Origin of the sequence: Saccharopolyspora indica (assembly GCF_027853965.1) — a bacterium.
In the GTDB taxonomy this organism is placed as follows: domain Bacteria; phylum Actinomycetota; class Actinomycetes; order Mycobacteriales; family Pseudonocardiaceae; genus Saccharopolyspora; species Saccharopolyspora indica.
Genome location: NZ_JAQGLB010000004.1, coordinates 256,839 through 281,823 on the forward strand (window position 1 = coordinate 256,839; position 24,985 = coordinate 281,823).

At 70.6% G+C, this 24,985-nt stretch carries 30 protein-coding genes; 14 read left to right on the forward strand and 16 right to left on the reverse strand.

The window, feature by feature from the left end; genetic code table 11:
* Positions 1-14: 14 nt before the first annotated feature.
* From OU416_RS11775 to OU416_RS11805, 7 genes are all read right to left on the reverse strand, one after another.
* Entirely contained in the window at positions 15-863 is an 849-nt protein-coding gene (locus OU416_RS11775) for a DUF3592 domain-containing protein (RefSeq protein ID WP_270926930.1), read from the reverse strand.
* 42 nt (positions 864-905) lie between these two features.
* Positions 906-2,222 carry an MBL fold metallo-hydrolase gene (locus OU416_RS11780; RefSeq protein ID WP_270926931.1) on the reverse strand — a complete coding sequence of 439 codons (1,317 nt, stop codon included), beginning with the start codon at positions 2,220-2,222 and terminating at the stop codon, positions 906-908.
* On the reverse strand, positions 2,222-2,569 hold the full coding sequence (locus OU416_RS11785) for a cupin domain-containing protein (RefSeq protein WP_270926932.1): 348 nt from the start codon (positions 2,567-2,569) through the stop codon (positions 2,222-2,224). The genes OU416_RS11780 and OU416_RS11785 overlap by 1 nt, the downstream gene beginning before the upstream one ends.
* 59 nt (positions 2,570-2,628) lie before the next feature.
* On the reverse strand, positions 2,629-3,003 hold the full coding sequence (gene crcB, locus OU416_RS11790) for a fluoride efflux transporter CrcB (protein WP_270926933.1): 375 nt from the start codon (positions 3,001-3,003) through the stop codon (positions 2,629-2,631).
* Positions 3,000-3,341 (reverse strand): DUF190 domain-containing protein, encoded by a 342-nt coding sequence (locus OU416_RS11795; RefSeq protein ID WP_270927178.1) that lies wholly within the window; start codon positions 3,339-3,341, stop codon positions 3,000-3,002. Before OU416_RS11795 ends, crcB begins: the two co-directional genes overlap by 4 nt.
* Positions 3,341-3,784: a fluoride efflux transporter FluC gene (locus tag OU416_RS11800; protein ID WP_270926934.1), complete on the reverse strand. Its 444-nt coding sequence runs from the start codon at positions 3,782-3,784 to the stop codon at positions 3,341-3,343. The genes OU416_RS11795 and OU416_RS11800 overlap by 1 nt, the downstream gene beginning before the upstream one ends.
* 82 nt (positions 3,785-3,866) lie before the next feature.
* Positions 3,867-4,622 (reverse strand): MerR family transcriptional regulator, encoded by a 756-nt coding sequence (locus OU416_RS11805; protein WP_270926935.1) that lies wholly within the window; start codon positions 4,620-4,622, stop codon positions 3,867-3,869.
* 171 nt (positions 4,623-4,793) lie between these two features.
* Here OU416_RS11805 and OU416_RS11810 point away from each other — a divergent pair, with 171 nt between their 5' ends.
* Entirely contained in the window at positions 4,794-5,465 is a 672-nt protein-coding gene (locus OU416_RS11810) for a biliverdin-producing heme oxygenase (RefSeq protein WP_270926936.1), read from the forward strand.
* A gap of 134 nt (positions 5,466-5,599) precedes the next feature.
* Positions 5,600-7,444, forward strand: coding sequence for an acyl-CoA dehydrogenase (locus OU416_RS11815; RefSeq protein ID WP_270926937.1), 1,845 nt, complete (start codon positions 5,600-5,602; stop codon positions 7,442-7,444).
* 173 nt (positions 7,445-7,617) lie between these two features.
* Here the strand turns inward: OU416_RS11815 and OU416_RS11820 are convergent, their stop codons facing one another.
* Positions 7,618-8,049: a DUF3224 domain-containing protein gene (locus OU416_RS11820; RefSeq protein WP_270926938.1), complete on the reverse strand. Its 432-nt coding sequence runs from the start codon at positions 8,047-8,049 to the stop codon at positions 7,618-7,620.
* 51 nt (positions 8,050-8,100) lie between these two features.
* Here OU416_RS11820 and OU416_RS11825 point away from each other — a divergent pair, with 51 nt between their 5' ends.
* Positions 8,101-9,063: a helix-turn-helix transcriptional regulator gene (locus OU416_RS11825; RefSeq protein WP_270926939.1), complete on the forward strand. Its 963-nt coding sequence runs from the start codon at positions 8,101-8,103 to the stop codon at positions 9,061-9,063.
* Here OU416_RS11825 and OU416_RS11830 read toward each other — a convergent pair.
* A complete protein-coding gene (locus OU416_RS11830; protein WP_270926940.1) occupies positions 9,054-9,779 on the reverse strand; it encodes a TetR/AcrR family transcriptional regulator in 726 nt (241 codons plus the stop codon). The genes OU416_RS11825 and OU416_RS11830 overlap by 10 nt on opposite strands.
* A gap of 78 nt (positions 9,780-9,857) precedes the next feature.
* On the opposite strand from OU416_RS11830, the gene OU416_RS11835 reads away from it, so the two are divergent.
* Positions 9,858-11,036: a DUF418 domain-containing protein gene (locus OU416_RS11835; protein ID WP_270926941.1), complete on the forward strand. Its 1,179-nt coding sequence runs from the start codon at positions 9,858-9,860 to the stop codon at positions 11,034-11,036.
* Here OU416_RS11835 and OU416_RS11840 read toward each other — a convergent pair.
* Positions 10,942-12,255, reverse strand: a complete 1,314-nt coding sequence (locus OU416_RS11840; protein ID WP_270926942.1) for a glycosyltransferase family 87 protein — start codon at positions 12,253-12,255, stop codon at positions 10,942-10,944. The genes OU416_RS11835 and OU416_RS11840 overlap by 95 nt on opposite strands.
* 133 nt (positions 12,256-12,388) lie before the next feature.
* The gene (locus tag OU416_RS11845; RefSeq protein WP_270926943.1) at positions 12,389-13,156 is read right to left on the reverse strand and encodes a deoxyribonuclease IV; all 768 of its coding nucleotides are present in this window, start codon (positions 13,154-13,156) and stop codon (positions 12,389-12,391) included.
* Positions 13,157-13,322: 166 nt separating this feature from the next.
* On the opposite strand from OU416_RS11845, the gene OU416_RS11850 reads away from it, so the two are divergent.
* From OU416_RS11850 to OU416_RS11880, 7 genes are all read left to right on the forward strand, one after another.
* Positions 13,323-14,249 carry a hypothetical protein gene (locus tag OU416_RS11850; RefSeq protein ID WP_270926944.1) on the forward strand — a complete coding sequence of 309 codons (927 nt, stop codon included), beginning with the start codon at positions 13,323-13,325 and terminating at the stop codon, positions 14,247-14,249.
* A gap of 196 nt (positions 14,250-14,445) precedes the next feature.
* The gene (gene rpsF, locus OU416_RS11855) at positions 14,446-14,802 is read left to right on the forward strand and encodes a 30S ribosomal protein S6 (RefSeq protein WP_235863400.1); all 357 of its coding nucleotides are present in this window, start codon (positions 14,446-14,448) and stop codon (positions 14,800-14,802) included.
* A gap of 42 nt (positions 14,803-14,844) precedes the next feature.
* Complete coding sequence (locus OU416_RS11860; RefSeq protein WP_093151210.1) at positions 14,845-15,327, forward strand: single-stranded DNA-binding protein; 483 nt, start codon at positions 14,845-14,847, stop codon at positions 15,325-15,327.
* Between the two features lie 46 nt (positions 15,328-15,373).
* Positions 15,374-15,610, forward strand: coding sequence for a 30S ribosomal protein S18 (gene rpsR / locus OU416_RS11865; protein WP_093151213.1), 237 nt, complete (start codon positions 15,374-15,376; stop codon positions 15,608-15,610).
* Between the two features lie 19 nt (positions 15,611-15,629).
* Positions 15,630-16,082, forward strand: coding sequence for a 50S ribosomal protein L9 (rplI, locus tag OU416_RS11870; RefSeq protein WP_093151215.1), 453 nt, complete (start codon positions 15,630-15,632; stop codon positions 16,080-16,082).
* A gap of 421 nt (positions 16,083-16,503) precedes the next feature.
* Entirely contained in the window at positions 16,504-17,895 is a 1,392-nt protein-coding gene (dnaB, locus tag OU416_RS11875; RefSeq protein WP_270927179.1) for a replicative DNA helicase, read from the forward strand.
* A gap of 55 nt (positions 17,896-17,950) precedes the next feature.
* Complete coding sequence (locus OU416_RS11880) at positions 17,951-18,508, forward strand: SMI1/KNR4 family protein (protein WP_270926945.1); 558 nt, start codon at positions 17,951-17,953, stop codon at positions 18,506-18,508.
* Here OU416_RS11880 and OU416_RS11885 read toward each other — a convergent pair.
* Positions 18,413-19,477, reverse strand: a complete 1,065-nt coding sequence (locus tag OU416_RS11885; RefSeq protein ID WP_270926946.1) for a helix-turn-helix transcriptional regulator — start codon at positions 19,475-19,477, stop codon at positions 18,413-18,415. The genes OU416_RS11880 and OU416_RS11885 overlap by 96 nt on opposite strands.
* Before the next feature lie 101 nt (positions 19,478-19,578).
* Between OU416_RS11885 and OU416_RS11890 the strand changes: the two genes are divergently transcribed.
* Positions 19,579-19,983 carry a VOC family protein gene (locus tag OU416_RS11890; RefSeq protein ID WP_270926947.1) on the forward strand — a complete coding sequence of 135 codons (405 nt, stop codon included), beginning with the start codon at positions 19,579-19,581 and terminating at the stop codon, positions 19,981-19,983.
* A 96-nt stretch (positions 19,984-20,079) separates the two neighbouring features.
* On the opposite strand, the gene OU416_RS11895 is transcribed toward OU416_RS11890, so the two are convergent.
* Positions 20,080-20,823 (reverse strand): SDR family oxidoreductase, encoded by a 744-nt coding sequence (locus tag OU416_RS11895; RefSeq protein WP_333779632.1) that lies wholly within the window; start codon positions 20,821-20,823, stop codon positions 20,080-20,082.
* Positions 20,824-20,962: 139 nt separating this feature from the next.
* Between OU416_RS11895 and OU416_RS11900 the strand changes: the two genes are divergently transcribed.
* The gene (locus tag OU416_RS11900; protein ID WP_270926949.1) at positions 20,963-21,883 is read left to right on the forward strand and encodes a LysR family transcriptional regulator; all 921 of its coding nucleotides are present in this window, start codon (positions 20,963-20,965) and stop codon (positions 21,881-21,883) included.
* Here the strand turns inward: OU416_RS11900 and OU416_RS11905 are convergent.
* A complete protein-coding gene (locus tag OU416_RS11905; protein WP_270926950.1) occupies positions 21,844-22,428 on the reverse strand; it encodes a GNAT family N-acetyltransferase in 585 nt (194 codons plus the stop codon). The two genes, OU416_RS11900 and OU416_RS11905, sit on opposite strands and share 40 nt — an antisense overlap.
* A gap of 133 nt (positions 22,429-22,561) precedes the next feature.
* Positions 22,562-23,671: an FAD-dependent oxidoreductase gene (locus tag OU416_RS11910; protein ID WP_270926951.1), complete on the reverse strand. Its 1,110-nt coding sequence runs from the start codon at positions 23,669-23,671 to the stop codon at positions 22,562-22,564.
* A gap of 67 nt (positions 23,672-23,738) precedes the next feature.
* Here OU416_RS11910 and OU416_RS11915 point away from each other — a divergent pair, with 67 nt between their 5' ends.
* Positions 23,739-24,434, forward strand: a complete 696-nt coding sequence (locus OU416_RS11915) for a TetR/AcrR family transcriptional regulator (RefSeq protein WP_270926952.1) — start codon at positions 23,739-23,741, stop codon at positions 24,432-24,434.
* Between the two features lie 48 nt (positions 24,435-24,482).
* On the opposite strand, the gene OU416_RS11920 is transcribed toward OU416_RS11915, so the two are convergent.
* A complete protein-coding gene (locus OU416_RS11920; RefSeq protein ID WP_270926953.1) occupies positions 24,483-24,923 on the reverse strand; it encodes a MarR family winged helix-turn-helix transcriptional regulator in 441 nt (146 codons plus the stop codon).
* Positions 24,924-24,985 lie beyond the last annotated feature (62 nt).

Below are 24,985 nucleotides of genomic sequence, written 5' to 3' on the forward strand. Positions count from 1 at the left end.
CGCCGCGCCCGGGTTCACCCGATGAGGGAAGTCCCGAGCACGGCGCAGCCGACGCCGGTGAACAGCGCACCGACGAGCAGGGCCGCGACGTCGGACCCGCTCACCGGATCACCGCCGAGCAGGATCCGGTACGGGTCGCGCGGGTGCTGGTTGACGACGACCTCGGTGCCCACCGGGTTCCGGCCCCGCTCCCGGCCCCGCCCGCTGGGCGCTTCCAGCACCTGGCCGCCGGAGGTGGTCCACCGGACCACCGGGTGGTGGCGGGTCGCGCCCTTCGAGCTCAGGCTGGTCGTCTCGCCGACCACGACGCCGCGCGAGCGCGGGCCGGTCTTGACGCGCAGCTCGGAGAGAAGACCGGTCAGGCCCCACAGCAGGACCACGCCGCCCATGAGCAGGGCCATCGTGCCGCCGAACACGTGACCGCCCGCCAGCTGCGTGATGGGCGTGCCCCGCGAAGCCGTCACGAACGCGCTCAGACCGAGGGTCGTGAGGACCGCGCCGATCGCGGTCGCCGCCGCGGTCGGACCGCCGTCGTGGGCGGGGATGAAGATGTCCGACGGGTTGTCGCGGTCGTAGTGCACGGGCACGCGGCGACCGGGGATGAACGTGGTGCGGCTCGAGGCGAAGCCGGATCGGGCCCGGCGGGTCCGCCCGTCCTCCGCGACGAACTCGATCACCGGGCGGTGCGTGTAGCTGCCGCCGCCACCGTCCGACGACGACCAGCGGCTCTCCAGGGCCGCGACGACCCCGAGAACGCGGACCCCGTCGCGCACCAGCCGTCGATTTCGCCGGATCCGCCGGATGCCGTGGAGCAGGAGCACGAGCCCCATCACGAGCAGGACGAGCACGAAGATCCGGTCCATGTCCAACAGGACGTTCCGGAACCCGGGAGGTTGCGGGCGGTTTCAGCGATCGGAGGCCAGCGGGAGGCCGGCCCGGTGCGCGGCGGTGAAGTCCTCGTCGACGAACACCACTTCGCGCCCCTCCCTGGCCAGCAGCGATGCCGCCGCCGCGGCGCGGTAGCCGGCGCTGCAGTGCACCCACACCACGCCGTCGGGGAGTTCGCCGGAGCGGTCGCGCAGCTCGAACAGCGGGATGTGCGCGGCGCCGCGCAGGTGGCAGGTGCGCCACTCGCGGCGCATCCGAACGTCCAGCACCACCGTTCCCGGCCCCGCCTCGGCGAGATCGGCGAAGGTCGCCGACGGCAGGCCGCGCACCAGGTTCGGGGCCGGTGCCAGCTCGTCCGGAGTGCCGGCCGCGGCGGTCGTGCGGTCCAGGCCGATGCGCGCCAGCTCGCGCTGCGCGGCGGCGAGCTGCTCGGCGGTCTCGCCCAGCAGCGTCATCGGTGCGGTCCAGTCGGCCAGCCAGCCCAGCCAGTGCGCCAGCGGTCCGTCCAGACCCAGGCAGATCGCGCCCGCCAGGTGCGCTCGGGAGAACTCCCGGCGGGGGCGCAGGTCGACCACCCACTCCCCGGTGCGCAGCCGCCGCGCCAGCTCCGCGGGTCGCAGCCGGACGGGTTCGCGCAGGTCGACCGGGTCCGGCCCGGTGCGGTTCCGCGCGCTCAGCTGCGCGTAGTAGCCGGGGACGGGATCCAGCGAGGTCAGGGCTTGATCGACGAAGGCGTCCTCGTCGAGGTGGAACGCGGCGTTGACCTTCAGCTGCTGGCCGATGGTCGCGTTGTCGCCGTGCGCCGGCCAGACCTGAGCCGTGCCGGGCAGGAGCTCGGCGAGCTTGCGCACCGAGGCGTGCTGAAGCCGGGCGAGGTCCTCGCTGTGCTGCGGGCCGAGCAGATCGGTGCGCCCGGTCGAGCCGGACAGCAGCGAGTCGCCGGTGAACACGCCGATCGCGTCATCGGCGTTCTCCAGCACGTAGGACAGGTGGTGGAAGGTGTGCCCGGGCGTGGCCAGCACGCGCAGCCGCAGCTGCGGCGACACCTCCAGCACATCGCCCTCCACCAGCGGCCGCGCGAACGGCACCCCGTCGGCCGCCGCGACCCCGTACTCCGCGCCGGTCAACCGGCACAGCTCCAAGCCGCCGGAGAGGTGGTCGTGGTGGAGGTGGGTGTCCAGCACGTGCGTGATGCGGACGCCGCGGCGGCCCGCGGCGGAGAGGAAGCGGTCGACATCGCGGGTCGGGTCGATCACCGCCGCTCGTCCGTCGTCGCAGACCAGGTAGCTGCGGGCGCCCAGCGAGGCGGTCTCGACGGTCTCGACCTCGACCATCAGGCGGGTTTCTCGTCCCGGCCGTGGACCTGGGCAGGCGGGTGCGTGGCCTCCACGGCGGTGAACTCCTCCAGGATCTTGTAGTGGTGCTCGGCGCCCTTCGGGATGATCCACGAGTCCCCGGGCTCCAGCAGCACGACCTGGCCTTCGCTGTGCAGCTCCGCGCGGCCGCTGATCACGTAGCCGACGGTCTCGTAGTCCCGGGCGGCCGGTTTCTTCTCCAGGCCGGGCGGTTCACCGCGCCACAGCCGCATCGCCAGGCCGACGCCCTCGGCGAGGTAGTACTGGCCCTGGGAGCCGCGCGGCGAGTGCGCACCGTCCACCTTGATGATCGTGGTGTCGCTCATCGAATTCACCTCCCGCGGTGGCCCGATTCTCCCGCCGGTGTTGCGGCGGGGCAGCGCGATCAGGCCAGCACCGCGGCGGCCAGCACCACGCCGAGCACCCCGGAACCGATGCCCGCCAGCACCGTTGCGAGCACGTTGAGCACCGCGTACAGCCGCGCGCCGTCGGCCAGCAGGCGCACGCTCTCGTAGCCGAAGGTGCTGAAGGTGGTCAGCGCCCCGCAGAACCCGACGCCCACCAGCGCCTGCAACTCCGGCGATTCCAGGCCGAACAGCGCCGCGCCGGTGAGGATCCCGAGGATCAGCGAGCCGACCGCGTTGACCGTCAAGGTGCCCCACGGGAACCCGGTGTCGTGCCGGGCCTGGACCCAGCGATCGGTCAGGAAGCGCACGCAGGCGCCCAGCGCGCCGCCGATCGCGACCAGTGCGAAGGTCACCGCTGCTCCCGTCCGGCGTAGCGGATCACCTCGACCTCGTCGAGCAGCACCAGCCCCTCGCCGACGAGCTCGTCGAGCTCGGGCAGGAAGTCCCGCACCCGCTGCTCGTCGTCGACGATCACCACCGCGATCGGCATGTCCTCGCTCAACGACAGCAGTCGCGTGGTGTGGATCGCCGAGGACGCCCCGAAGCCCTCCACGCCGCGGAACACCGAAGCTCCCGCCAGCCCGGCTCTCCGCGCCCTGCACACGATCTCGTGGTAGAGCGGTTTGTGCTGGTAGGTGTCGGTCTCACCGAAGATCGCGGTGAGCCGGACGGCCCGGCCGTGCAGTCGCATCACCGATTCCCCCTCCCGAACGCACCGGCCACCGACCGCGCACCGAGCACGCCGGCGGCCACCGCGAGCAGGCAGGCCAGCACGGTGCCCGCCAGGTAGGCCAGGGCGAGCGCGGGACGGCCGTCGAGCACGAGGTGCACCGCGTCGGCGACGTAGGTGGAGAACGTGGTGAACCCGCCCAGCACCCCGACGCCCAGGAACGGCCGGACCAGCCGGTGCGCGGTGACCAGGTCGGTGATCACGAACATCAGCACGCCGATGGCCAGGCAGCCGAGCACGTTGACCGCGAACGTCGACAGCGGGCCGGGCCAGGCGAGGTACGCGCCGTAGCGCAGCACCGCGCCGACGGCGCCACCCGCGGCGACCGCGGCGAGCACGTCCCACGGCGGACGCGTCCGGGGCTTGCGGGCCGGGCGCAGCTCGGCGGGGAAAGCGGACCCCATGACCCCTCCCGCACGTGCTCGACCTGTGCCCGAACAGTACTCGGGCCCCGCCTCCGAAGCCCGGAGCCGGTGGCCGCCCGCTTCACGCCCCGGCGCGGTCGGCGTTGGCGTGGATCGCCGTGCGGATGTAGGCCGCCAGGCCCGGTTCGAGCTTCTCGTAGTGGCCCGTGAACCGCTCGTCCGCCACGTACATCTCGCCGAGGCCGCGGTGGATCTCGTACGTGCAGTCGTAGCACCAGCGCGTGATGTGCTGGCGGTGCTCCTCGGCCAGGTCCATGGCCTGTTCGCTGTCCGGGGCGATCCCGGCCTGCTTGGCTTCCGCCAGCCGCTGCCCGACCTCCTGCTGCTCGGCCGTGAAGCGCTGCCAGTCCTGCTTGGTGAAGGAGTTCATCTTCTGCTGGGACTGGCGGTACGCGTCGGTGCCGCCCCAGCGCCGCTCGGCCTCCTCGGCGTGGTCGTCCGGGTCGAAGTCGCCGAACAGCTCGAACTTCTCCTCCTGCGTCAGCTCGACGCCCATCGTGCTCGCCTCCAGTTCGCGGTCCACCGCCGCGACCACCCGCTGCAGCCGGTCGATCCGCGCCAGCAGCAGCTCCCGCTGCCGCCGCAGGTGTTCGCGGTCGGTGCCGTCTTCGAGGATGGTCGCGATCTCGTCGAGGCCGAGGTCCATCGCCCGGTACCCGAGAATCCGGCGCAGCCGGTCCAGGTCCGCGTCGGAGTAGCTGCGGTAGCCCGCCGCCGTCCGGGCGCTCGGGGTGAGCAGTCCGATCTCGTCGTAGTGGTGCAGGGTGCGCACCGTCGTTCCGGAGAGCCGGGCTGCTTCGCCGACCGAGTGGGGCACGGTCCTCACCTCCTCGTCGACGAGCCTGCGGCCTCACGCGGCGTGAGGGTCAACCTGGATTCTGCCGTCCGGGTGAAGCGGAGGTCACCGGGAACCGGACCTTGGCAGCACCGGCGCCGCGCTCTAGGGTGAGTGAAGTTAAGTAAGCCTTGCCTAAGTCAGAGGTTGCCGATGACGACCGCCGAACGCCCGGTCCGCCGCGACTTCGCGCAGCGGCTGCGCTCGGAGACCCGGGCCGAGCACGGCCGCGCGCACGCCCAGCCCTACGTCCGGGCCCTGCTGGCCGGGCAGCTCGGAGCCGAGGACTTCGCGATGCTGCTCGCCCAGCACTACTTCGCCTACGCGGTGCTGGAGGCGGCCGCCGAGCACATGCGCAGCGACCTCGTCGCCGGACCCTTCGTCAGCGACCGGCTGCGGCGGCTGCCCGCGCTGGAGGCCGATCTCCAGCACTACTTCGGCCGCGGCTGGCGGCGCAAGATCGCGCCCAGCGCCGCCACCGAGGAGTACCTGGCGCGGATGCGCGAGGTCTGCTTCGACTGGCCGGGCGGCTTCGTCGCGCACCACTACACGCGCTACCTCGCCGACCTCTCCGGCGGTCAGGCGATCCGGGGGATCATGCGCCGGAGTCTGGGCCGGTCGGACGGCGCCGGTTTCGCGTTCCTGACCTTCGAGCGGATCCCGAACGGCCCGCGCTTCAAGGACGCCTACCGCACTCTGCTGGACACTGCGGGCTGGGGCGCGGCGGAGGAGGATCGGATCGTGGCCGAGGTCAAGCGCGCTTACGCGCACAACACGCGAGTTCTCGCCGAGCTCAGCTACCTGCTGATCCCGCGGCAGCGGTGATCGGCTGGCCCTCCCGGGTGGTGTAGCGAAGACCGCCTTGGCAGAAGTTACCGTCAGGTAATACCCTCTTGTTACCGACGAGTAAGGGCTCAAGCCGGGCCCACCCGCAGCAGCGTGCAAGAGGGAGCCTTTCCATGGGCCACTACAAGAGCAACGTACGAGACCTCGAGTTCAACCTGTTCGAGCTGTTCAAGGTGCAGGAACGGCTGGGCAAGGGCGCCTTCGAGCAGTCCGACGAGGACACCGTGCGCGGCGTGCTCACCGAGCTCAACGAGCTCGCCACCGGGCCCCTGGCCGAGTCCTTCGTCGAGGGCGACCGCAACCCCGCCCAGTTCGACCCGGCCACCCACACGGTGACCCTGCCCGAGGCCTTCAAGAAGTCCTACCAGCAGGTCATGGACGGCGAGTGGTGGCGGCTGAGCCTGCCGGACGAGCTCGGCGGCTACGGCACCCCGCCGAGCGTGATCTGGTCGGCCGCCGAGCTCATCCTCGGCGCCAACCCGGCCGTGTACATGTACATGGCGGGCCCGAACTTCGCGACGATCCTGTGGCGCAACGGCACCGAGGAGCAGCGCCGCTGGGCCGAGCTGATGATCGAGCGCGGCTGGGGCGCCACCATGGTGCTGACCGAGCCCGACGCGGGCTCCGACGTCGGCGCCGGCCGCACCAAGGCGGTCAAGCAGGAGGACGGCTCCTGGCACCTCGACGGCGTCAAGCGGTTCATCACCTCCGCCGACCAGGACATGACCGAGAACATCATGCACCTGGTGCTCGCGCGCCCCGAGGGTCCCGGCATCGAGTCGAAGCCCGGCACCAAGGGCCTCAGCCTGTTCCTGGTGCCCAAGTTCCACTTCGACGGCGCCACCGGTGAGCCCGGCGAGCGCAACGGCGCCTTCGTCACCAACGTCGAGCACAAGATGGGCCTGAACGCCTCGGCCACCTGCGAGCTGACCTTCGGCCAGCACGGCACCCCGGCCAAGGGCTGGCTGCTCGGCGAGGTGCACGACGGCATCGCGCAGATGTTCCAGGTCATCGAGTACGCCCGGATGATGGTCGGCACCAAGGCCATCGGCACGCTGTCCACCGGCTACCTCAACGCGCTGGACTACGCCAAGGAGCGCGTGCAGGGCGCCGACCTGACCCGGGCCGCGGACAAGACCGCCCCGCGCGTCACCATCACCAACCACCCCGACGTGCGGCGCATCCTGATGCTGCAGAAGGCCTACGCGGAAGGCCTGCGGTCGGTGTACCTCTACGCCGCCGGCTTCCAGGACCAGGTCTTCCAGGGCCAGCACGAGGGCACCGACTTCAGCACCGCCGAGCAGGTCAACGACCTGCTGCTGCCGATCGTCAAGGGCGTCGGCTCGGAGCGGGCCTACGAGATGCTGACCCTGTCGCTGCAGACGCTGGGCGGCTCCGGCTTCCTGCAGGACTACCCGATCGAGCAGTACATCCGCGACTCGAAGATCGACAGCCTCTACGAGGGCACCACCGCGATCCAGGCGCAGGACTTCTTCTTCCGGAAGATCGTCCGCAACAACGGTGCCGCGCTGGGCCACGTCGCCGCCGAGATCCAGGCGACCCTGGAGGCCGAGGGCGCCGACGAGCGCCTCAAGGAGGAGCGGGCGCTGGTGGCCCGGGCGCTGCAGGACGCCCAGGGCATGCTCGGCACGATGATCGAGTTCCTGACCTCCTCGCAGGAGGACGTCAAGAACATCTACAAGGTCGGCCAGCACGCCGTGTCGTTCCTGATGAGCATGGGCGACCTGCTCATCGGCTGGCTGCTGCTGCGCCAGGCCGAGATCGCCCTGGCCGCGCTGGACGCCGGTGCCCCGGCCAAGGACCAGCCCTTCTACCAGGGCAAGGTCGCGGTGGCCCGGTTCTTCGCCAAGAACGTGCTGCCGGAGCTGACCGGTCGCCGCAAGATCATCGAGGCGGCCGACAACTCCCTGATGGAGCTCGACGAGTCCGTCTTCTGAACCATCCGGTGAACCCCCGCTGACTTCGGGCGCAGCTCCACCCAGGAGCTGCGCCCGAAGTCTTTGTCGGCTCCGTTTGCACTGGTCAGGTGCCGTGAGTGTTTTGTGGGGCTATGGCACCACAAAACACTCACGGGCCCCCACCTGCGAAAAGTGGGCCGACGACGGAGGTCTCAACCCAGCTCGTAGTCGAAGGTGAAGGGAACCGCGGGGACTCCGTGCTCCGCGGTGTACTCGCCGGTGCCGCTGAGGCCGGTCAGGTCGCCGGTGCCGGAGCCCGGGACCACCTCGAAGGTGCTGCGGATCTTCCCGTCGGCGCCGAAGTGGCCGCGCTCCTGGAGCGCGAACGCGCCCGCGCGGCCGTCGAGGGCGCCGCGGACCAGCTGCATCCCGGTGAACGCGCCGGTCAGGTCGCCGCTGTAGACGAGCACGTACTCGCAGGCGACCTCGGTCGCCTCGATGCCGCCGGTGAAGGTGTTGGTGATCGAGGCGTGCGCGAGCTTCGGGTGCTCGTCCGCTCCGATGGTGCGCTCGTCCCAGCGGGCGACGGTGAAGTGGCCGGTGGTCTGCATGGAATTCCCTTCGATCAGTGCTGCCACCAGCATCGGAGGTGTACCTGACATCTCCTGTCAGGTACTGCGGCAGAATTTCCGGGCATGCGCGCCGACCGCCTGCTGTCCCTGCTCCTGCTGCTGCAGAACCGCGGCCGGATGACCGCGACCGAGCTGGCCGCCGAGCTGGAGGTGTCGGTCCGGACCGTCTACCGGGACGTCGAAGCCCTCGGCGCGGCGGGCGTGCCGGTCTGCGCCGACCGCGGTCCCGACGGCGGCTACCGCCTGCTCGACGGCTACCGCACCCGCCTCACCGGGCTCACCGATGCCGAAGCGGGCTCGCTGTTCCTGTCCGGCGCTCCCGGCCCGGCCCAGGACCTCGGGCTCGGCGCGGTGCTGGCCACCGCGCAGCTGAAGGTGCAGGCCGCGCTGCCCGCGGAGCTGGCCGAGCGGGCCCGCCGCATCCAGGACCGCTTCCACCTCGACGCGCCGGGCTGGTTCCGGGACGCCGACGAAGTGCCGCACCTGGCCGAAATCGCCCGCGCGGTCTGGGAGCAACGCGTGCTGCACGCGCACTACCGCCGCTGGAACGGCGAGGTGCACCGCGAGCTCCACCCGCTGGGCATCGTGCTGAAGGGCGGCATCTGGTACCTCGTGGCCCGCGCCGGCGAAGCCGTCCGCACCTACCGCATCGCGCGCTTCCTCGACGTGCGGACCGCGCCCGAGACATTCGACCGCCCAACGGGTTTCGACCTCGCCGCGAGCTGGGCGGAATCAGCCCGCCGGATGGAGGAGTCGATGGTGCGCGGAACCGCCCGGCTGCGGATCTCCCCGGTCGCACAACGCCTGCTGCCCGCGCAGTTCGGCGCGAAAGGCACGCAGGCGCTGGCCGAAGCGGGCTCGCCGGACGAGCAGGGCTGGGTGGCGGTCGACCTGCCGGTGGAGACGACCGCTGTCGCGGTCCACGACGTCCTCCGCCTCGGCGCGGAAGCCGAAGTGCTCGCGCCGCCCGAACTCCGCGCCGCCGTCGCGGAAACCGTCACCGCGCTCGCGGCCCGCTACTCCTGAGCTCGGGCGTCGATCAGCACCGCGATGCCGTCGAGGACGCGGTGCAGGCCCAGCTCGAACGTCTCCGACGCGGCCGGATTCCCGCCGGAGATCAGCGCGTGCGCGAGGTGCGGGTAGGCGTCGAAGTCCACCAGGCGTTCCAGCGCGCTGTCGCGCTTGGCCAGCCAGGCGGGATCCTTGTGCCGGTCCTGCTTGTTCGACGCGGTGCCCCGGACGTAGTTGTCCAGCGTCTCGATGACCCCGACCTTCTCCCGCTCCGACAGCCCGGTGTCCGCCAGCACCCGCAGCGCCGAGTCGTACCAGGCGAGCGCGTTCGGCCCCGGCAGCACCGGATCGGAGGCGACCGCGGGCACCCACGGGTGCCGGTGGAACATCGCCCAGTCCTCGGCGGCCCACGCCTCGAACTTCGCGCGCCAGTCGCCGGGCAGCTCGTGCGGCAGGCTGGTGCGGCCGATCACCTGGTCGAGCATCAGCGCGATCAGCTCGGGCCGCCCCGGCACGTAGGTGTAGAGCGATGCGGTGCCCACGCCGAGCTCCGCCGCGACGCGGCGCATCGTCAGCGCGGCGACGCCTTCCCGGTCGGCGACGTCGATGGCGGCCTGCACGATGCGGTCCACGTCCAGGCCGGGGCGCGGGCCGCGCTTCGGGCGGTCCCGGACGCCCCACAGCAGCGCGAGGGCGCGGGACGGATCTGACTCGGTTTCTTCACTCGGCATGTTGCGCCCAGCCTATAACTCCGAATACTGTTCGGATAACTCCGAACAACAGTCGGAGTTAAACCTCTGGGGAGATCGATGCCGACCAGCACCCGCGGTCCCGTGACGACCGCCGAACGCGCCTTAGCCCCCGACCTCGCCCGCGGCCTGATGCTGCTGCTCATCGTGCTGTCCAACGCGGCGTTCTTCCTCTGGGCCGCCGACTACGACGGCCAGTACCCGGCGTCCACCGGCCCGGCCGACAGCGCCGTGCAATTCCTGCAGATCCTGGTCCTCGACGTGCGGGTCTACCCGCTGTTCGCGTTCCTGTTCGGCTACGGGATGACGCAGCTCTACCGCCGCCAGATCGCCGCAGGCGCGAGCGAGCTCGACGCCACCGCGCTGCTGCGCCGCCGCAGCGGCTGGCTGCTCCTCTTCGGCTTCGCGCACGCCGCGCTCCTGCTGCCCTCCGACGTGCTCGGCTCCTACGGCGTGATCAGCTTCTTCCTCGGCTGGCTGCTCCTCCGCCGCGCCGACAGGACCCTGCTCGCCTGGGGCGCGGTCGGCACGACCTTGCTCGCACTGCTGCTGATCGGCGGGATCGTCCTCGCGATCAGTGCCCCGGGCTCGCTCGGCGAACCCGGCCCGTCCTCCGCCGCGATCAGCGGATCCGGCGAACCGGACTACCTCATCTCGGCGATCCACCGGCTCGTCATGTGGGGCGTGCTGGTCATGCTGAACTTCGTCGGGATCACCGCGCCGACGGCCATGCTGCTCGGGATCTGGGCCGGCCGCCGGAGGATCCTCGAAGAGCCGCACCGGAACCTGCCGCTGCTCCGCCGCGTCGCGATCATCGGCATCACCCTCGGCTGGCTCGGCAGCCTGCCCGCCGCGCTGGACCGAATCGGCGTGCTGCCCCCGGTCAACGAACTCGCGCTGATGGCGATGCAGTGGCCCACCGGACTGGCCGGCGGCATCGGCTACGTCGCGCTGTTCGGCCTGCTGGCCCACCGGGTCCCGCCCAAGGCCGTCGTCGCGATCAGCGCCGTCGGCAAGCGCTCGCTGTCCAGCTACCTGACGCACTCGCTGCTGCTCGGGCCCGTCCTGGCGGCCTGGGGGCTCGGCCTCGGTGCGCACCTGACCAGCGCCACGATGGCCGCTTACGCCGTCGGCGCCTGGCTGGTCACGGTTGCCGCGGCTTATTGGCTGGAACGCCGGGGGATTCGCGGCCCGGCAGAAACCGCCCTCCGCCGACTGGTCTACCGTCGTCCACAGTAGACCGAGCGCTCAGGAACGCGACGAACAGCCCGACCAGCAGCGCCGCCCGGCCCCACACCCCGATCATCAGCGCCTGCGCGGTGAAACCGTCGTGGATGCCGCTGGCCTCGCCCATCATGTTCAAGTACAGCCAGCGGAAGATGCTGATCCCCATCGCCACGTCCGCCACCAGGTACGCCGCGATCCAGCCCCAGCGCACCCGCACCAGCACGAAGAACGGCAGCAACCACAGCGTGTACTGCGGCGAGTGCACCTTGTGCAGCAGCAAGAACCCGCACAGCATCGCCGCCGACACCGGCACCCACGGGTACGTCCCGGACCGCTCGTACCGCAACCAGCCCACCGCGCAGGCGACGGCGAACGACAGCAGCATCAGCAGCGGCGAGACCACACCCATCGCCGACTGGAAGTCCGCCGAATCCGTCCAGTGCCGGAAACCCCAGTACCAGACCGAATTCGTGCTGATGTCCACCTGCCGCCGCGACTGGAACTCGAACGACGCCGCCCAGCCGCCGAACCCGGCGATCATGAACGGCACGTTCACCACCACCGCGGTGGCCACCGAAGCCCCCACCACCTGCAACGCCCCGCGCACGTCCCAGCGCTCCCGGCCGCTGGTCAGCACGTACAACGCCAGCGGCAGCACGAACAACGCCGGGTAGATCTTCAGCGCGAACCCCAGCCCCAGCACCACCGCGGCCACCGTCGCGCGCCGCCGCAACGGCACCGACGTCCACCGGTGCACCACGAACACCGCCGCGACCGCGCACGCCACGACCGGCAGATCCCAGTTGTGGAACGCATAGAGCACCAACGGCGGGGACAGCGCCCACAACAGCGCGCGCCACCCGCTCAACCTGCCCAGCCACCACGCGGTCGCGAGCCCGAACGGAGCCATCAACAACGCCGACGCCGCCAGGAACCCGGCATCGGTGTCGACGAAGAACGCCCCCGCCCACATCAGCAATCCGGACAGCACCGGGTACTCGACCACGCCGCCCCACAGCGAACCGTCCGGCTCGATCCCGCCGTGCACGTACGGGAAGACGTGCCGGTCGATGTCCCGGCCCACCCACAGGTTCTGGATGTCGGAGTAGCAGACGTCGCCGTACGCCCGCTCCTGGTACGCGGGCTCCGACCGGCCCCACTCGTCGAACTCCGGGCCCGTGCACCGGGCCTTGTTCGCATACCCCAGGGCCAGCGACAGCGCCGTCAGCACGCACAACGCCACCAACCCGGAGACCGTCAGCCCGCGCGCCGCCCTGCTGATCGCCGATCCCTCCGATCGATACCGGGGTGAAGGGCACCTTTTAGCAAGTAAGTTGCCTAAAGGTGCCCTTCACCCGGAAAAATCACTGCACCTTGCCGCGGAGGAAGGCGATGTCGTCCGCCTGGCCCTCGTCGGGGGTTTCGACCACGACCGGGGCGCCTGCGCTTGCGCAGACCGCGACCAGGAGGTCGGGGTCGATGGTGCCCGCGCCGATGTTGGCGTGGCGGTCGCGGGACGAGTCGAACTCGTCGCGGGAATCGTTCAGGTGGACCAGGTCGATCCGCCCGGTGATCGCCTTGACCCGGTCGACGATGTCCAGCAGCTCCTCGCCCGCCGCGTGCGCGTGGCAGGTGTCCAGGCAGAACCCCGCGCCGAACTCGCCGACGGCGTCCCACAACCGCGCCAGCGCGTCGAACTTCCGCGCCATCGCGTTGGCCCCGCCCGCGGTGTTCTCGATCAGCACCGGAACGTCGAACCCGCCTTCAGCGGCCTGCCGCTCGAACAGCTTCCGCCAGTTCGCCACGCCCTCGGACGGCTCGTCGTCCTTGGTCACGTGCCCGCCGTGCACGATCAAGCCCTTCGCGCCGACCTCGGCCGCCGCCTTCGCCTGCTGGCCGACCGCCTTGCGCGACGGGATCCGGATCCGGTTGTTCAACGACGCCACGTTGATCACGTACGGCGCGTGGACGAACACGTCCAGCTCGCTGCCGCGCAGCTGCTCGGCCTGCGGATGCGGCTTCGGGGCCTTCCAGCCCTGCGGGTCGGACAGGAAGAACTGCACGACCTCCGCACCGCGCTCGGCAGCGGCGGTCAACGGGTCGTCATCTCGGACGTGGGCGCCGATACGCATGCCCGAAGTCTAGGCGGACGCCCGACACCGCTCGCGCCGACCGATTCCCACGAGGTGGAAACCGGACCGGACCGTCACCAATGGCGGTGTTCAACCGTTGTACACATCTGAGAGGTTCTCGTTTGAGAGAGTCATCACCGAAGCGCACATCCTGGGGAGGCGAGCCATGGGTGCACGGGGGCGGCCCAACCCGTTGATCAACCCGCAGGTCCGCGGCCGGGCCCTGTCGGCCGGACTCGTCGGCCTCGTGCTGACCGCGAGCACCTTCCTCGGTGCCGGGACCGCGCAGGCCGTCGACCCCCTCGTCGTCGACAGCCCGCTGGCGATCGTCAACGCCGTGCCCGGCCAGCAGGTGACGGTCAAGCCGAGCACGCTGGACTTCAAGGTCCGCGAAGCGGTGCTGCTGGCCATGCCGCTGGCGTTCGGCAAGGCCAAGGATGCGGGCGACCGCTTCGCCGAGCTGAGCCCGATCCCGATCGGCACCGTCTCCGAGGGCCGCACCTTCTACTCCGGCAAGAAGATCGCCGAGGCGGCCGGCCCCCGGATCGCCGAGATCGGCCTGCCGGAGGACAAGGTCGACGCGGTGCGCTGGCACTTCACCAACCTGGTCAGCATCGGCAACGCGGTGACGGTGCACGCCGAAGCGCCCGAGGAGGAGCCGCCGCCGCCCCCGCCGCCCGCGCAGCAGCCGCCGCCCCCGCCGCCACCGGGCCCCGCGCCCGGCACGCCCGCGCCGCCGGAACCCAGCCCCGCGCTGCTCCCGCCGGACCCGACGACGTTCGTCCCGCAGCCGGGCGGAGCGCCGTCGGCGATGAGCCTGTTACCGCCCGAGCTCCGGGGCTCGTCGCTGACCTGGGCGCAGGGCCACTACGGCCAGGCGCCCGGGATGACGCCCGACATCGGCGACCTGGTCAAGCAGACCGAGGAGCGGAAGGCGCGCGAGCAGCAGGACGAGGTGCTGGCCGCGGGCAAGGCCGAAGCGCTGCCCACCGAGGTCACCGAGCGGGTGGCGGTCCCGGTGCTCCTCGCCTCGATCGCCCTCGCCGTCGCCACCGCGGCGCTGGTCCGGAGCTGGGTCCTCCGCCGCCAATAGCCGAACGTTTCCGCAGGTCAGAACCCGTGAGCGGTTCGGGGTGCCAGAGCGCCCCGAACCGCTCACGTGCGTTCGGCGGGTGCGCGTCGCCCCGTTCGCCGGGCCGTCGGGGGGCCTTGCTAGCCTTGTCCAGTTCGTCGACGCGAACGACCCTCCTGCCATGGAGAGCCCATGGCCGTGAGTCCACAGGAGGTGAATGGTCTTCATGCGTCATTACGAGCTCATGGTCATCCTGGACCCGAGCCTGGACGAGCGCACCGTCGCTCCGTCCTTGGAGAACTTCCTCAACGTCGTCCGCAACGACGGTGGCACCGTCGAGAAGGTCGATGTCTGGGGCCGCCGTCGGCTGTCCTACGAGATCGAGAAGAACGCCGAGGGCATCTACGTCGTCCTGGACCTCAACAGCGAGCCGGCCACCATCAAGGAACTGGACCGGCAGCTGAACCTCAACGAGTCGATCCTGCGGACCAAGGTCCTGCGCAAGGTCGTCGAGCCCCGCAAGGCCGCCCGTGCCGCCAAGGCCCGCGCTGCCGCTGCTCAGGCCAGCGCCTGATCCGGCCCGAATCGCTAACGACCAGACTGGAGTCCCCAGGTCATGGCTGGTGAAACGGTAATCACGGTGGTCGGCAACCTGACCGCCGACCCGGAGCTGCGCTTCACCCCGTCCGGTGCCGCGGTCGCGAACTTCACGGTCGCGTCCACGCCCCGGACCTTCGACCGCCAGAGCGGTGAGTGGAAGGACGGCGAAGCCCTCTTCCTGCGCTGCAACATCTGGCGGCAGGCAGCGGAGAACGTGGCCGAGTCGCTGACCCGCGGCATGCGGGTGGTCGTGCAGGGCAGGCTGCGCCAGCGCTCCTTCGAGACGAAGGAGGGCGAGAAGCGCACCGTCGTCGAGCTCGAGGTCGACGAGATCGGCCCGTCCCTGCGCTACGCGACCGCCAAGGTGAACAAGGTCAGCCGGGGCGGCAGCGGCTTCAGCGGCGGTGGCGGCCCGGCCGGTCCGCCGGCCGACGACCCGTGGGGTTCCGCACCACCTGCCGGTTCCGGCGGTGGGTTCAGCGACGAGCCGCCGTTCTAAGCGCGGCGAGAAACGCTCTCGAAGTTTTCGTTCAGGAGGAAGACCGATGGCCAAGGCGCCTGTGCGCAAGCCGAAGAAGAAGGTCTGCGTGTTCTGCAAGGACAAGGCCGCGCAGATCGACTACAAGGACACGACGCTGCTGCGGAAGTACATCTCCGACCGCGGCAAGATCCGTGCCCGTCGCGTGACCGGCAACTGCAGCCAGCACCAGCGCGACGTCGCCATCGCGGTGAAGAACGCCCGCGAGATGGCGCTGCTGCCCTACACCTCGACCGCTCGCTGACCAAGGAAGGAGCCACGTCGTGAAGATCATCCTCACCGCTGACGTCTCCAACCTCGGCGAGTCCGGCGACATCGTCGAGGTCAAGGACGGCTACGCGCGCAACTACCTGCTGCCCAAGGGACTGGCCATCGTGGCCACCAAGGGTGCGCAGAAGCAGATCGAGACGATCCGCCGCGTCCAGGAGAACCGCCGCGTGCGGAACCTGGAGCACGCGCACGAGCTGAAGCAGCAGCTGCAGAACCTGGGCGGCGTCACGCTGACCGCCAAGGTCTCGCCGCAGGGCAAGCTGTTCGGCTCGATCACCACCGGCGACGTCGTCGCCGCTGTCCGCAAGGCGGGCGGCCCGAACCTGGACAAGCGTTCGGTCAGCCTGCGCGGTCACATCAAGTCGCTCGGCAAGCACGTCGTCGACGTGCAGCTGCACCCGGACGTGGCGGCCAACGTCAGCGTCCAGGTCACCAAGGGCGAGTGACCCGGTAATACCGCTTCAACCGCAGCATCGTCCACTCCGACCTTCAGGTGAAGGGTGGACGATGCTGCGTCCGGCGCGCGCACCGGCGGTCACGGTGACGACGGAGTTCCACCGATCCCGACACGCCGATCAGCGCGACACGCCCGGACTTTTCCACGGATTTCTTCCACAGCCTATGCACAGCTTCTGACCAGGGGATTCTTGTCACTTTTGGCGAGTTGTCCCCAAGTTGTCCCCAGCTGCGCGGAGGGCTGCCGCGAGTTATCCCCAGCTCGATTCGATCTATCCACAGGTTGTCCCGAGCTTTGTCCACAGCTTGATTTGCCTGCTCCGAGCAGGCGATCTAGCTTCGCGCGCGTGCCCACGCGCCCACCGCGCGCGATGGTCTTGGCGCCGGAGGAGGTGACCGGGTCAGGTGGCGATGCCAGAGGAACCCGAAGACCCCTACTTCGACGATGACGAGGGCGGCGGCAACAGCGCCCCCCGCACCTTCGAACGGCAGCCTCCGCAGGACCTCGCCGCGGAGCAGTCCGTGCTCGGCGGCATGATGCTGAGCAAGGACGCGATCGCCGACGTGGTCGAGGCGCTCAGCCCCAACGACTTCTACCGCCCGGCCCACCAGTCGATCTACGACTGCATCCTGGACCTCTACGGCCGCGGCGAACCGGCGGACGCGATCACCGTGTCCGCGGAGCTGGAACGCCGCCAGGAGCTGCTCAAGGTCGGCGGCGCCCCCTACCTGCACACGCTGATCGCCACCGTGCCCACGGCGGCGAACGCGGGCTACTACGCGGAGATCGTCGCGGAGAAGGCGATCCTGCGCCGGTTGGTGGAGGCGGGCACCCGCATCGTCCAGCTCGGCTACCACGGCTCCGAAGGCGCCGCGATCGAGGAGATCGTGGACCGCGCCCAGGCGTCGATCTACGACGTCACGGAACGCCGCGCGAGCGAGGACTACCACGCCCTCGAAGAACTCCTCCAGCCGACGATGGACGAGATCGACGCGATCGCGTCCCGAGGCGGCCAGTCCCAGGGCATCCCCACCGGCTTCGCCGACCTCGACGCCCTCACCAACGGCCTCCACGCAGGCCAGATGATCATCGTCGCGGCGCGTCCCGGTGTGGGCAAATCGACCCTGGGACTGGACTTCTGCCGGGCTGCTTCGGTGCAGCACGGGTTGGCGACCGTCATCTTCTCGCTGGAGATGGGGCGCACCGAGATCGTCATGCGCATGCTCTCCGCCGAGGCGCGGATCCGGCTCGGTGACATGCGCGGTGGCCGGATGACCGATGACGACTGGACCCGGTTGGCTCGGCGGATGAGCGAGATCAGCGAGGCGCCGATCTTCATCGACGACTCGCCGAACCTCACCATGATGGAGATCCGCGCCAAGGCCCGGCGGCTCAAGCAGCGGCACGACATCCAGCTCATCGTCGTGGACTACATGCAGCTGATGACCTCGGGCAAGCGCGTCGAGTCCCGTCAGCAGGAGGTCTCGGAGTTCTCCCGAAACCTCAAGCTGCTGGCCAAGGAGCTCGAAGTCCCGCTGGTCGCGATCTCCCAGCTCAACCGAGGCCCGGAACAGCGGACGGACAAGAAGCCGCAGCTCTCCGACCTCCGCGAATCGGGTTCGCTGGAGCAGGACGCGGACATGGTGATCCTGATCCACCGCCCGGACGCGTTCGAGCGGGACGACCCGCGCATGGGCGAGGCGGACCTGATACTGGCCAAGCACCGTGCCGGTCCGACGGCCACGGTCACCGTCGCCCACCAGCTGCACTACAGCCGCTTCGTCGACATGGCCCAGGAGTAGTCCCTGCGCGTAGGAGCTCACGACTGACTTCCTTCGCGCCTGGCAGGCTGGCCCCATGAACCACACCGCCCGCGAGTTCGCGCGATTGCGAGCTGTCCTCGAGCGGCGACTACCCGGTACCGCGCCGTTCCTGCCCGGCGCAACCGATCACGAGCTCGACCGGCTCGCCACCGCGACCGGACTCGTGCTGCCAGCTGACCTGTGCGCACTGCTGCGCGCATCAGCGGGCCAGGACGACCCCGACCACCTGCACGGCCCGCTCAACTTCCACCACTTCCTGACCGTCGACGAGATCATCGAGATGCACCGCATGCTGACCGAGGTGGTCGGCGACATGGCCGAGCCGGTAGCGCAACCCGCCTACTACCGGTGGACCGTGTGGTCGGAGTCGTGGTTGCCGTTCCTCGCGTTCGAGGGCGACTGCTACTTCCTGGACCTGGATCCCGGCGAGCGCGGCACGGTGGGCCAGGTCGTGTTCCGTCCCAACGCGCCAGACCTGGGAGAGCCGAAAGCGCCGTCACTCGCCGCGTTCCTCGGCCGTGCCGCCGACCTCATCGAAACCGGGCACGCCGAGGCCGAGGAGAGCACTCTCGTCCTCCTCGACCTGTGCTGAGCCGGTCCGATCCAGTGCGTCGGCGAGTCGGTTGGCCAGTGCGCGCACCAGGTCGCGGAGGGCGTCGGGTTGTTCGACGACGAAGGGTCGGTCGAGTGCGGCGAGCAGGGGTGGTATCCATTCGAGCCGTTGCGCGCGTATTCGGGCCCGGACCCAGGGCGTGCCGGGGTTGATCTCCTCCAGCGCGGCGACGGAGGGTGGGAAGACGGCGCGGATCTGTTCGGGCGTCGATCGGATCCGCACGGATACCTCGTGCTGGTGCGGTGCTTCGGCGATCGCGGTCAGCACTCGTTGGGCCGGGTCGAATCCGGCTGGTACGTCGAACGTTCCGGCGCGCAGCTCGACGGTCGTGATCCGGTCGACGCGGAACGTGCGGACCTGCTCGCTGGCGGAGTCGAAGCCGGTCAGGTACCAGCGCCCGGAGTGGGCCACGATCCCGTACGGGTGGACGACGCGTTCGCTGGCGCCGCCGTGGCCTGCGGTGTAGCCGAGATCGACCGGGCGGCGGTCCCGCGCTGCCTCCGCGACGGTGAGCAGGACCTCGGCTTCCGCGGTGAGCGCCGGTCGTGCGGGTGCGGTGAAGTCGGCGACCTCCAGCAGCGCGTCGAGTCGGCGGCCGACGGATTCGGGCAGCACTCGGCGGACTTTCGCGACCGCGCTTTCGGCGGCCGCGACCGAGGTGCTGAGCAATCCGGCGCGCCGGCCCGCGACCAGACCGAGCAGGACGGCGAGCGCTTCTTCGTCGGTGAGCATCAGCGGCGGCATCCGGTAGCCCGGGGACAGGCGGTACCCGCCGTGCCGCCCGCGCACCGAGCGGACCGGGATGTCCAGGTCGAGGAGGTGGTCGACGTAGCGGCGGACGGTGCGCTCGTCCACGTCGAGGCGCTCGGCGAGCTCGGCGACGGTCCGGGTACCTCCGCTCTGGAGGATCTCCAGCAGTGCCAGCACGCGGGCGATCGGCCGAGTCACGCGCAGAATCCTCCCAATACCGGGCGGATCCTGTCCACTATTGCTTCTAGCGTGTCCGGTGTCCCCGGAGGGCGCGCCCTCCACCGCAGAGAGGATCCACCGTGCAGCTCGTCTCCGTCCGCGTCATCACCAACGACGTCGCCCGTCTCGTCGAGTTCTACGAGCAGGTGACCGGGCTCGCTGCGCGGCGGCCCGCCGAGCAGTTCGCCGAGCTCGTGGGCCCGTCGTGCACGTTGGCCATCGGCAGTGCCGAGACGATGGCGCTGTTCAGCGCCGGGGCGGCCGTACCCGAGTCGAACCGGACCGCGATCCTCGAGTTCCTCGTCGAGGACGTCGACCGGGAGCACGAACGGCTGACGAGCCTGGCTGTCGCTCCCGAGGTCGTGCAGAAGCCGACCACCATGCCGTGGGGAAACCGCTCCCTGCTGTTCCGCGACCCCGACGGCAACCTGGTCAACTTCTTCACCCCGCTCACCGACGACGCCCGCGCGAGGCTCGCCCGCTGACGGGCCCTGTCAGCGGCCGGGCGATCGACGCCATCGTCAGGCCGGGGAACGCGATTCACCGCGTCCCGGCTCTCCCGTCGGCCTCGGGAGCGACGATCAGAGCTGGGAGCCGCCGCCGTCCACGGCGAGTTCGGCTCCCGTGGTGTAGGTGGCGTCGAACGCGAGGAACGCGACCGCTTTGGCGATCTCGGTGGGCGTGCCCATGCGCAGCATGGGGTTGTCCGCAGCCATCTGCGCCTTGGTCTGCTCGGCCGCCTCCCGGGGCATCGACTTCTCCAGGATCCCGGAGTCGATCGGGCCGGGGCTGACCGCGTTGACGCGGATCTTCCGCGGGAGCAGTTCCCGGGCCAGGCTGCGGGTCATCGAGCGCAGCGCGGCCTTGCTGGCCGCGTACGCGCTGAGCATCGGTAGGCCCAGCACGTTCGCCACCGACGTGGTGAGCACGACGCCGCTGCCCTCGGCCAGCAGCGGAGCGAGCTTCTGCACCGTGAAGTACGGGCCCTTGGCGTTGATGGTGAGCAGCTCGTCGAAGAGCTCCTCGGTCGTCGCCTCGAACGGTGCGAAGCCGTTGATCCCGGCGTTGGCGAACAGGGCGTCGGCCGTGCCGAACTCGGCCTTCACCCGGTCGGCCAGCGCATCGATGTCGGGCAGCGACGACGCGTCGCCGCGGACCGCGATCGCGTTCTCGCCGAGCTGATCGCGGGCGGCATCCAGGGTGGCCTGGTTGCGCCCGGTGATCAGCACGCGCGCCCCTTCGTCGACGAGCAGCCGCGCGGTGGCCAGGCCCATGCCGCTGCTGCCTCCGGTGATCACGACGTGCTTGTCCTCGTACCTGCCCATGTCGGACATCCCCTGTTCTCGATTGCTGGTTCTCGTGCCCCGGCGGGACGAGATCGAGTCAACAGCGGTGCGAACTGGGCGTCCAAGACCTGTTTCGCACCCCGTCATGCAGGATCGGCATCACGCGTAGAGTGGCCGGGTGTCCGACGAAGCCTCGCCCGCTCCGGCGCTCGATCTCGGTTCGGACCTCGATCTGCGGTTGGTGCGGTACTTCACGGTCGTCGCGGAGCACCTGAACTTCGCCCGGGCGGCAGCGGCGTTGCACGTCGCTCAACCCTCGCTGAGCCGCCAGATTCAGCGGCTGGAGGACGCCCTCGGGGTGCGCCTGCTGGAGCGCACCACCCAGGGCAGCAGTCTCACCGCCGCGGGCGCGGCATTCCTCCCCCGCGCACAGGAACTCCTGCACTCCGCCCATCGGGCGGTGCACACCGCACGCGCCGCTGCGCCGCCGCGCGCGGTCACCGTCGGATACGTCGAGGACCTCGTCATCACACCCGCGGTGCGGGAGCTTCGCCGCCGTTGTCCCGACGCCCACGTCCGCACCCGTCACCTGGACTGGGACGAGACGGGTGCCCTGCCCGACCGTCGAGTCGACGTGCTCGTCGCCCGCACGCCGCTCCCGATCCCGGCCGACGACCTGCGCGTGACCACCCTCTACGACGAACCCAGGGCGCTCCTCGTGCCCGCATCGCACCGTCTTGCCGGGCGGGAGTCGGTGCGCCCGGAGGACTTCGCCGACGAACCCCTCGTGGCCTGTGTCGGCATGGCCGCGGTCTGGACCGGGTTCTGGCGGCTCGATCCCCGCCCGGACGGTGGCCGGGCTCCGCTCGGCCCCATGCTCGTCGACACCTTCGAGGACAAGCTCGAGGTCGTCGCGGATGGGCGCGCCGTCGCCCTCGTGCCCGCGAACGACCGGCGCTGCGCCCTCCGGGACGATCTCACGACCGTCCCCGTCGAGGGAATCGAACCCTGCCAGGTGGTCGTCGCCAGCCGCGCCGACGACCGCAGCCCGCTCGTCGCTCAGTTCCGGGAGTCCGCGACCCGGTTCCTCGTTCCCTGACTCGTCCAGTCGGGGCGCAGCAGCTCGTACTCGACCTCGCCGTGCTCGGTGCCCGGGAGCGGGTCGTCGAAGTGCAGGTGGAAGGTCCGCACGTGCCTCAGACCGGCCTTCTCCAGCACGCGGCGGGAGGCGGTGTTGACCGCCATGGTCTGGGCCCACACCCGCTGCACGCCGAGTTCGGCGAATCCCTTCCGGATCAGCGCCCGGGCTCCTTCGGTGGCGTATCCGCGGCCCCAGACCGAGGTCTTGAGCCGGTAGCCGAGTTCCACCTCCTCGACGCTGCCGTCCTCCGGTGGCTGGAGGGCGAGCCAGCCCGCGAACTGGCCCGTGGACCGCTCGAGCGCGGCCCAGCGCCCCGCCGGTCCCAGGTCGTAGTCGCGCAGGATCCTCGGCAGCACCTCCTCCTCGATCTCGGCGCGCGGCGTCGGCTCCCCGGTGAGGAAGCGCATCACCTCGGGATCGCTGTCCAGCAGGACGAGGTCGTCCGCGTCGGCCTCGGTGAACCGGCGGAGCACCAGCCGATCCGTCTCCAGGAACACCTTCACCAGCAAGCCTCTCTCGGCGGGGCGTGATCAGCTGCCATCCTGTCGAGAACCGGCCCAGCGGTCCAAGGCTTTTCGACGCGGCGGGACGGCTGTGCGAGCTCGGGATCCGGCAGCCCAGAAGCCGGCGCCGGATTCAGCCCGGTTGGAAGAACTCGAGCATCTTCTGGGCGGCGTCCGGTGACATCAGCAGTTCCTGCAGATCCGCGGACATCCGGGCGGCCGCGCTGGTGCGTTCGAACATCTCGCGTTCGTATTCTCTTACGGCGGTGGGGAAGTCGTCCGGGTGCGCGGCCAGCGCTAGGCCGAGCACGGCTCCGTCGAGCAGTGCCATGTTGGCGCCCTCTCCCACCGGCGGCATCAGGTGGGCGGCGTCGCCGAGCAGCGTGACGTCCGGCTTCGACGGCCAGGTCAGGCCGACCGGCAGCGTGGTGATCGGCCGCGGCACGACCGCGTCGTCGCAGGCCGCGATCAGCGCGGTGAACCGCGGGTTCCAGCCGGGGAGCAGGTCGATCAGCCGCGCGCGGGCGGCGGGCGGGTCGTCGAACGGGATTCCGCTGGTGGCCAACCAGTCTTCGGCGGTGTGGTAGAAGCTGATGCCGATGCGGACGCGGCCGTCGCCGTTGCGCTGCGCGGCCAGGGAGATGTCGTCGCCGAGGACCCAGTAGTTGCCGCGCCCGACCATCGCCGCGAGGTCGGGGTGCGTGCGGTCGACGTCGGGGATGCCGACTTCGACGACGTTCTGGCCGATGTGCGCCGGGCGGGCGTCGGTGAGCAGTGCGCGGACCCGGGAGTTCGCTCCGTCGGCGCCGACCAGCAGGTCGTACGTCGCGCTGCTGCCATCGGCGAAGTGCAGCACGCCGTCGGCGGCGGACTCGAACGCGTGCCCCCAGCGCACGGCGCCTTCGGGGAGGGAGTCCAGCAGCAGGTCGCGCAGGTCGGCGCGGTCGACCTCGGGTCGTTCGAGCGGGGCGTCGTCGGGCGTGTCCTCCTGGTGCAGGAGGGTTCCGTCCGGTTCGAGGAGGCGCATGTCCTGGCCCTCACCACGGGCGATCGCGTGGAACTGGTCGATCAGACCGGCCTCGCGCAGCGCCCGCTGGCCGGAGTGGATGTCGAGCATGCCGCCCTGGCCGCGCGCGTCGCGCGACGGTTCCCGTTCGTGCAGGACGGCGTCGACGCCGTTCACGTGCAGCACCCGGGCGAGGGTCAAGCCGCCCAAGCCCGCTCCGACGATGGCGATGGTCATGGCCCCTCCTCGATACACCGTACGTATCGATACACTGTATCGAGCGATGCAATGTATTGTCAGCGGCATGTTGGTGTGGGAGAGGCCGGAACCGCCGAATCGACCCGCGCCGGCCCCGTTGAGCCGGGAGCGGATCGTGCTGGCAGCGATCCGGCTGGCCGACGCGGACGGGCTGGATGCGGTCTCGCTGCGCAAGGTCGCCACCGCGCTGGACGTCCGCCCGATGCGGCTGTACGGCTACATCGCGGGCAAGGAGGAGCTGCTCGACCTGATGGTCGACGCCGTCCACGCCGAGATCCGGCCGGTCGGAGACGGTTGGCGGGAGGTGCTCCGGTCGCTCGCCGAAGCCACTCGGCGCGCCGCGCACGAGCACGAATGGCTCGCCGATCTGCTGGGCGGCCGACCCCAGCTCGGGCCGCACGCGCTGGCCAGCGGGGAGGCCGTGATGGCCGCGCTGGGCGACGTCGAGGTGGACGCGGTCATGCCGGTGGTCGCCGCGGTCAACGCGTACGTGATCGGCGCGGTGCGCCGGGAGATCGCCGAGCGGCGTGCCGAGCGGGCCACCGGGATGGACGAGAAGCGCTGGCAGGCCTCGCTCGGGCCCTACCTGGAGCGAACCTTCGCCACCGGCCGGTTCCCCGCGATGGCCGCGGTGGTGCGCGATGCTGCCCACCTGGACGCCGACGACACCTTCCGCATCGGTCTCGGCTTCCTGCTCGACGGCATCGGAGCCCGCATCTCGGGCGGTGTGAAGGGCGCCTGAGCCCACTGCCCGGTCAGCGGTGGTGCCGCGTGATTCGCGGCTTCCGCTTCATCGCCGCTGGTGGTGCGCGAGCAGTTGGGCGAGCAGGCGGGTGAAGGTCTGGCGGTCCTCCGCCGGGAGCGGTCCGAGCAGGTCGTCCTGCACTTCCTCGAGCGCTCGGTCCAGGCGTTGCAGCTGCTGGGTGCCCGTCTCGGTGGCGGTCACGATGTTGCGCCTCCGGTCGTCCGGGTCCGGAGCCCGCTCGACGGCGCCCTGCTCGGCGAGTTCGTTGATCGCGGCCACCACGTCGCTGCGGTCCATGTTGCACCGGCGGCCGAGGTCGGCCTGGCTGGCTGCTCCGAATTCGTCCAGCGCGGCCAGGATCCGGTAGTGGTAGCCGCGCGCGCCTGCCTCGGCGAAGCCGTCGGTCACCAACCGCGCGCCGTGCACCGCCAGCTGGCTGAGCAGCCAGCTCGGCTTCGCGGTCAGGCGGGCGGGTGTCTTCTCCACGGTGCCCACCTTACATCGTTGGCCAAGCCAACGAATTTATGTACAGTTGGCGCGGCCAACGT

Excerpts from the sequence above, each read along its gene's own strand:
- OU416_RS11775 (WP_270926930.1), bottom strand. The coding sequence starts at position 863 with ATGGACCGGATCTTCGTGCTCGTCCTGCTCGTGATGGGGCTCGTGCTC.
- OU416_RS11780 (WP_270926931.1), bottom strand. The coding sequence starts at position 2,222 with ATGGTCGAGGTCGAGACCGTCGAGACCGCCTCGCTGGGCGCCCGCAGC.
- OU416_RS11785 (WP_270926932.1), bottom strand. The coding sequence starts at position 2,569 with ATGAGCGACACCACGATCATCAAGGTGGACGGTGCGCACTCGCCGCGC.
- OU416_RS11795 (WP_270927178.1), bottom strand. The coding sequence starts at position 3,341 with ATGCGACTGCACGGCCGGGCCGTCCGGCTCACCGCGATCTTCGGTGAG.
- OU416_RS11800 (WP_270926934.1), bottom strand. The coding sequence starts at position 3,784 with ATGGGGTCCGCTTTCCCCGCCGAGCTGCGCCCGGCCCGCAAGCCCCGG.
- OU416_RS11810 (WP_270926936.1), top strand. The coding sequence starts at position 4,794 with ATGACGACCGCCGAACGCCCGGTCCGCCGCGACTTCGCGCAGCGGCTG.
- OU416_RS11815 (WP_270926937.1), top strand. The coding sequence starts at position 5,600 with ATGGGCCACTACAAGAGCAACGTACGAGACCTCGAGTTCAACCTGTTC.
- OU416_RS11820 (WP_270926938.1), bottom strand. The coding sequence starts at position 8,049 with ATGCTGGTGGCAGCACTGATCGAAGGGAATTCCATGCAGACCACCGGC.
- OU416_RS11825 (WP_270926939.1), top strand. The coding sequence starts at position 8,101 with ATGCGCGCCGACCGCCTGCTGTCCCTGCTCCTGCTGCTGCAGAACCGC.
- OU416_RS11830 (WP_270926940.1), bottom strand. The coding sequence starts at position 9,779 with ATGCCGAGTGAAGAAACCGAGTCAGATCCGTCCCGCGCCCTCGCGCTG.
- OU416_RS11835 (WP_270926941.1), top strand. The coding sequence starts at position 9,858 with ATGCCGACCAGCACCCGCGGTCCCGTGACGACCGCCGAACGCGCCTTA.
- OU416_RS11845 (WP_270926943.1), bottom strand. The coding sequence starts at position 13,156 with ATGCGTATCGGCGCCCACGTCCGAGATGACGACCCGTTGACCGCCGCT.
- OU416_RS11850 (WP_270926944.1), top strand. The coding sequence starts at position 13,323 with ATGGGTGCACGGGGGCGGCCCAACCCGTTGATCAACCCGCAGGTCCGC.
- rpsF (WP_235863400.1), top strand. The coding sequence starts at position 14,446 with ATGGTCTTCATGCGTCATTACGAGCTCATGGTCATCCTGGACCCGAGC.
- OU416_RS11860 (WP_093151210.1), top strand. The coding sequence starts at position 14,845 with ATGGCTGGTGAAACGGTAATCACGGTGGTCGGCAACCTGACCGCCGAC.
- rpsR (WP_093151213.1), top strand. The coding sequence starts at position 15,374 with ATGGCCAAGGCGCCTGTGCGCAAGCCGAAGAAGAAGGTCTGCGTGTTC.
- dnaB (WP_270927179.1), top strand. The coding sequence starts at position 16,504 with ATGCCAGAGGAACCCGAAGACCCCTACTTCGACGATGACGAGGGCGGC.
- OU416_RS11880 (WP_270926945.1), top strand. The coding sequence starts at position 17,951 with ATGAACCACACCGCCCGCGAGTTCGCGCGATTGCGAGCTGTCCTCGAG.
- OU416_RS11895 (WP_333779632.1), bottom strand. The coding sequence starts at position 20,823 with ATGGGCAGGTACGAGGACAAGCACGTCGTGATCACCGGAGGCAGCAGC.
- OU416_RS11910 (WP_270926951.1), bottom strand. The coding sequence starts at position 23,671 with ATGACCATCGCCATCGTCGGAGCGGGCTTGGGCGGCTTGACCCTCGCC.
- OU416_RS11915 (WP_270926952.1), top strand. The coding sequence starts at position 23,739 with ATGTTGGTGTGGGAGAGGCCGGAACCGCCGAATCGACCCGCGCCGGCC.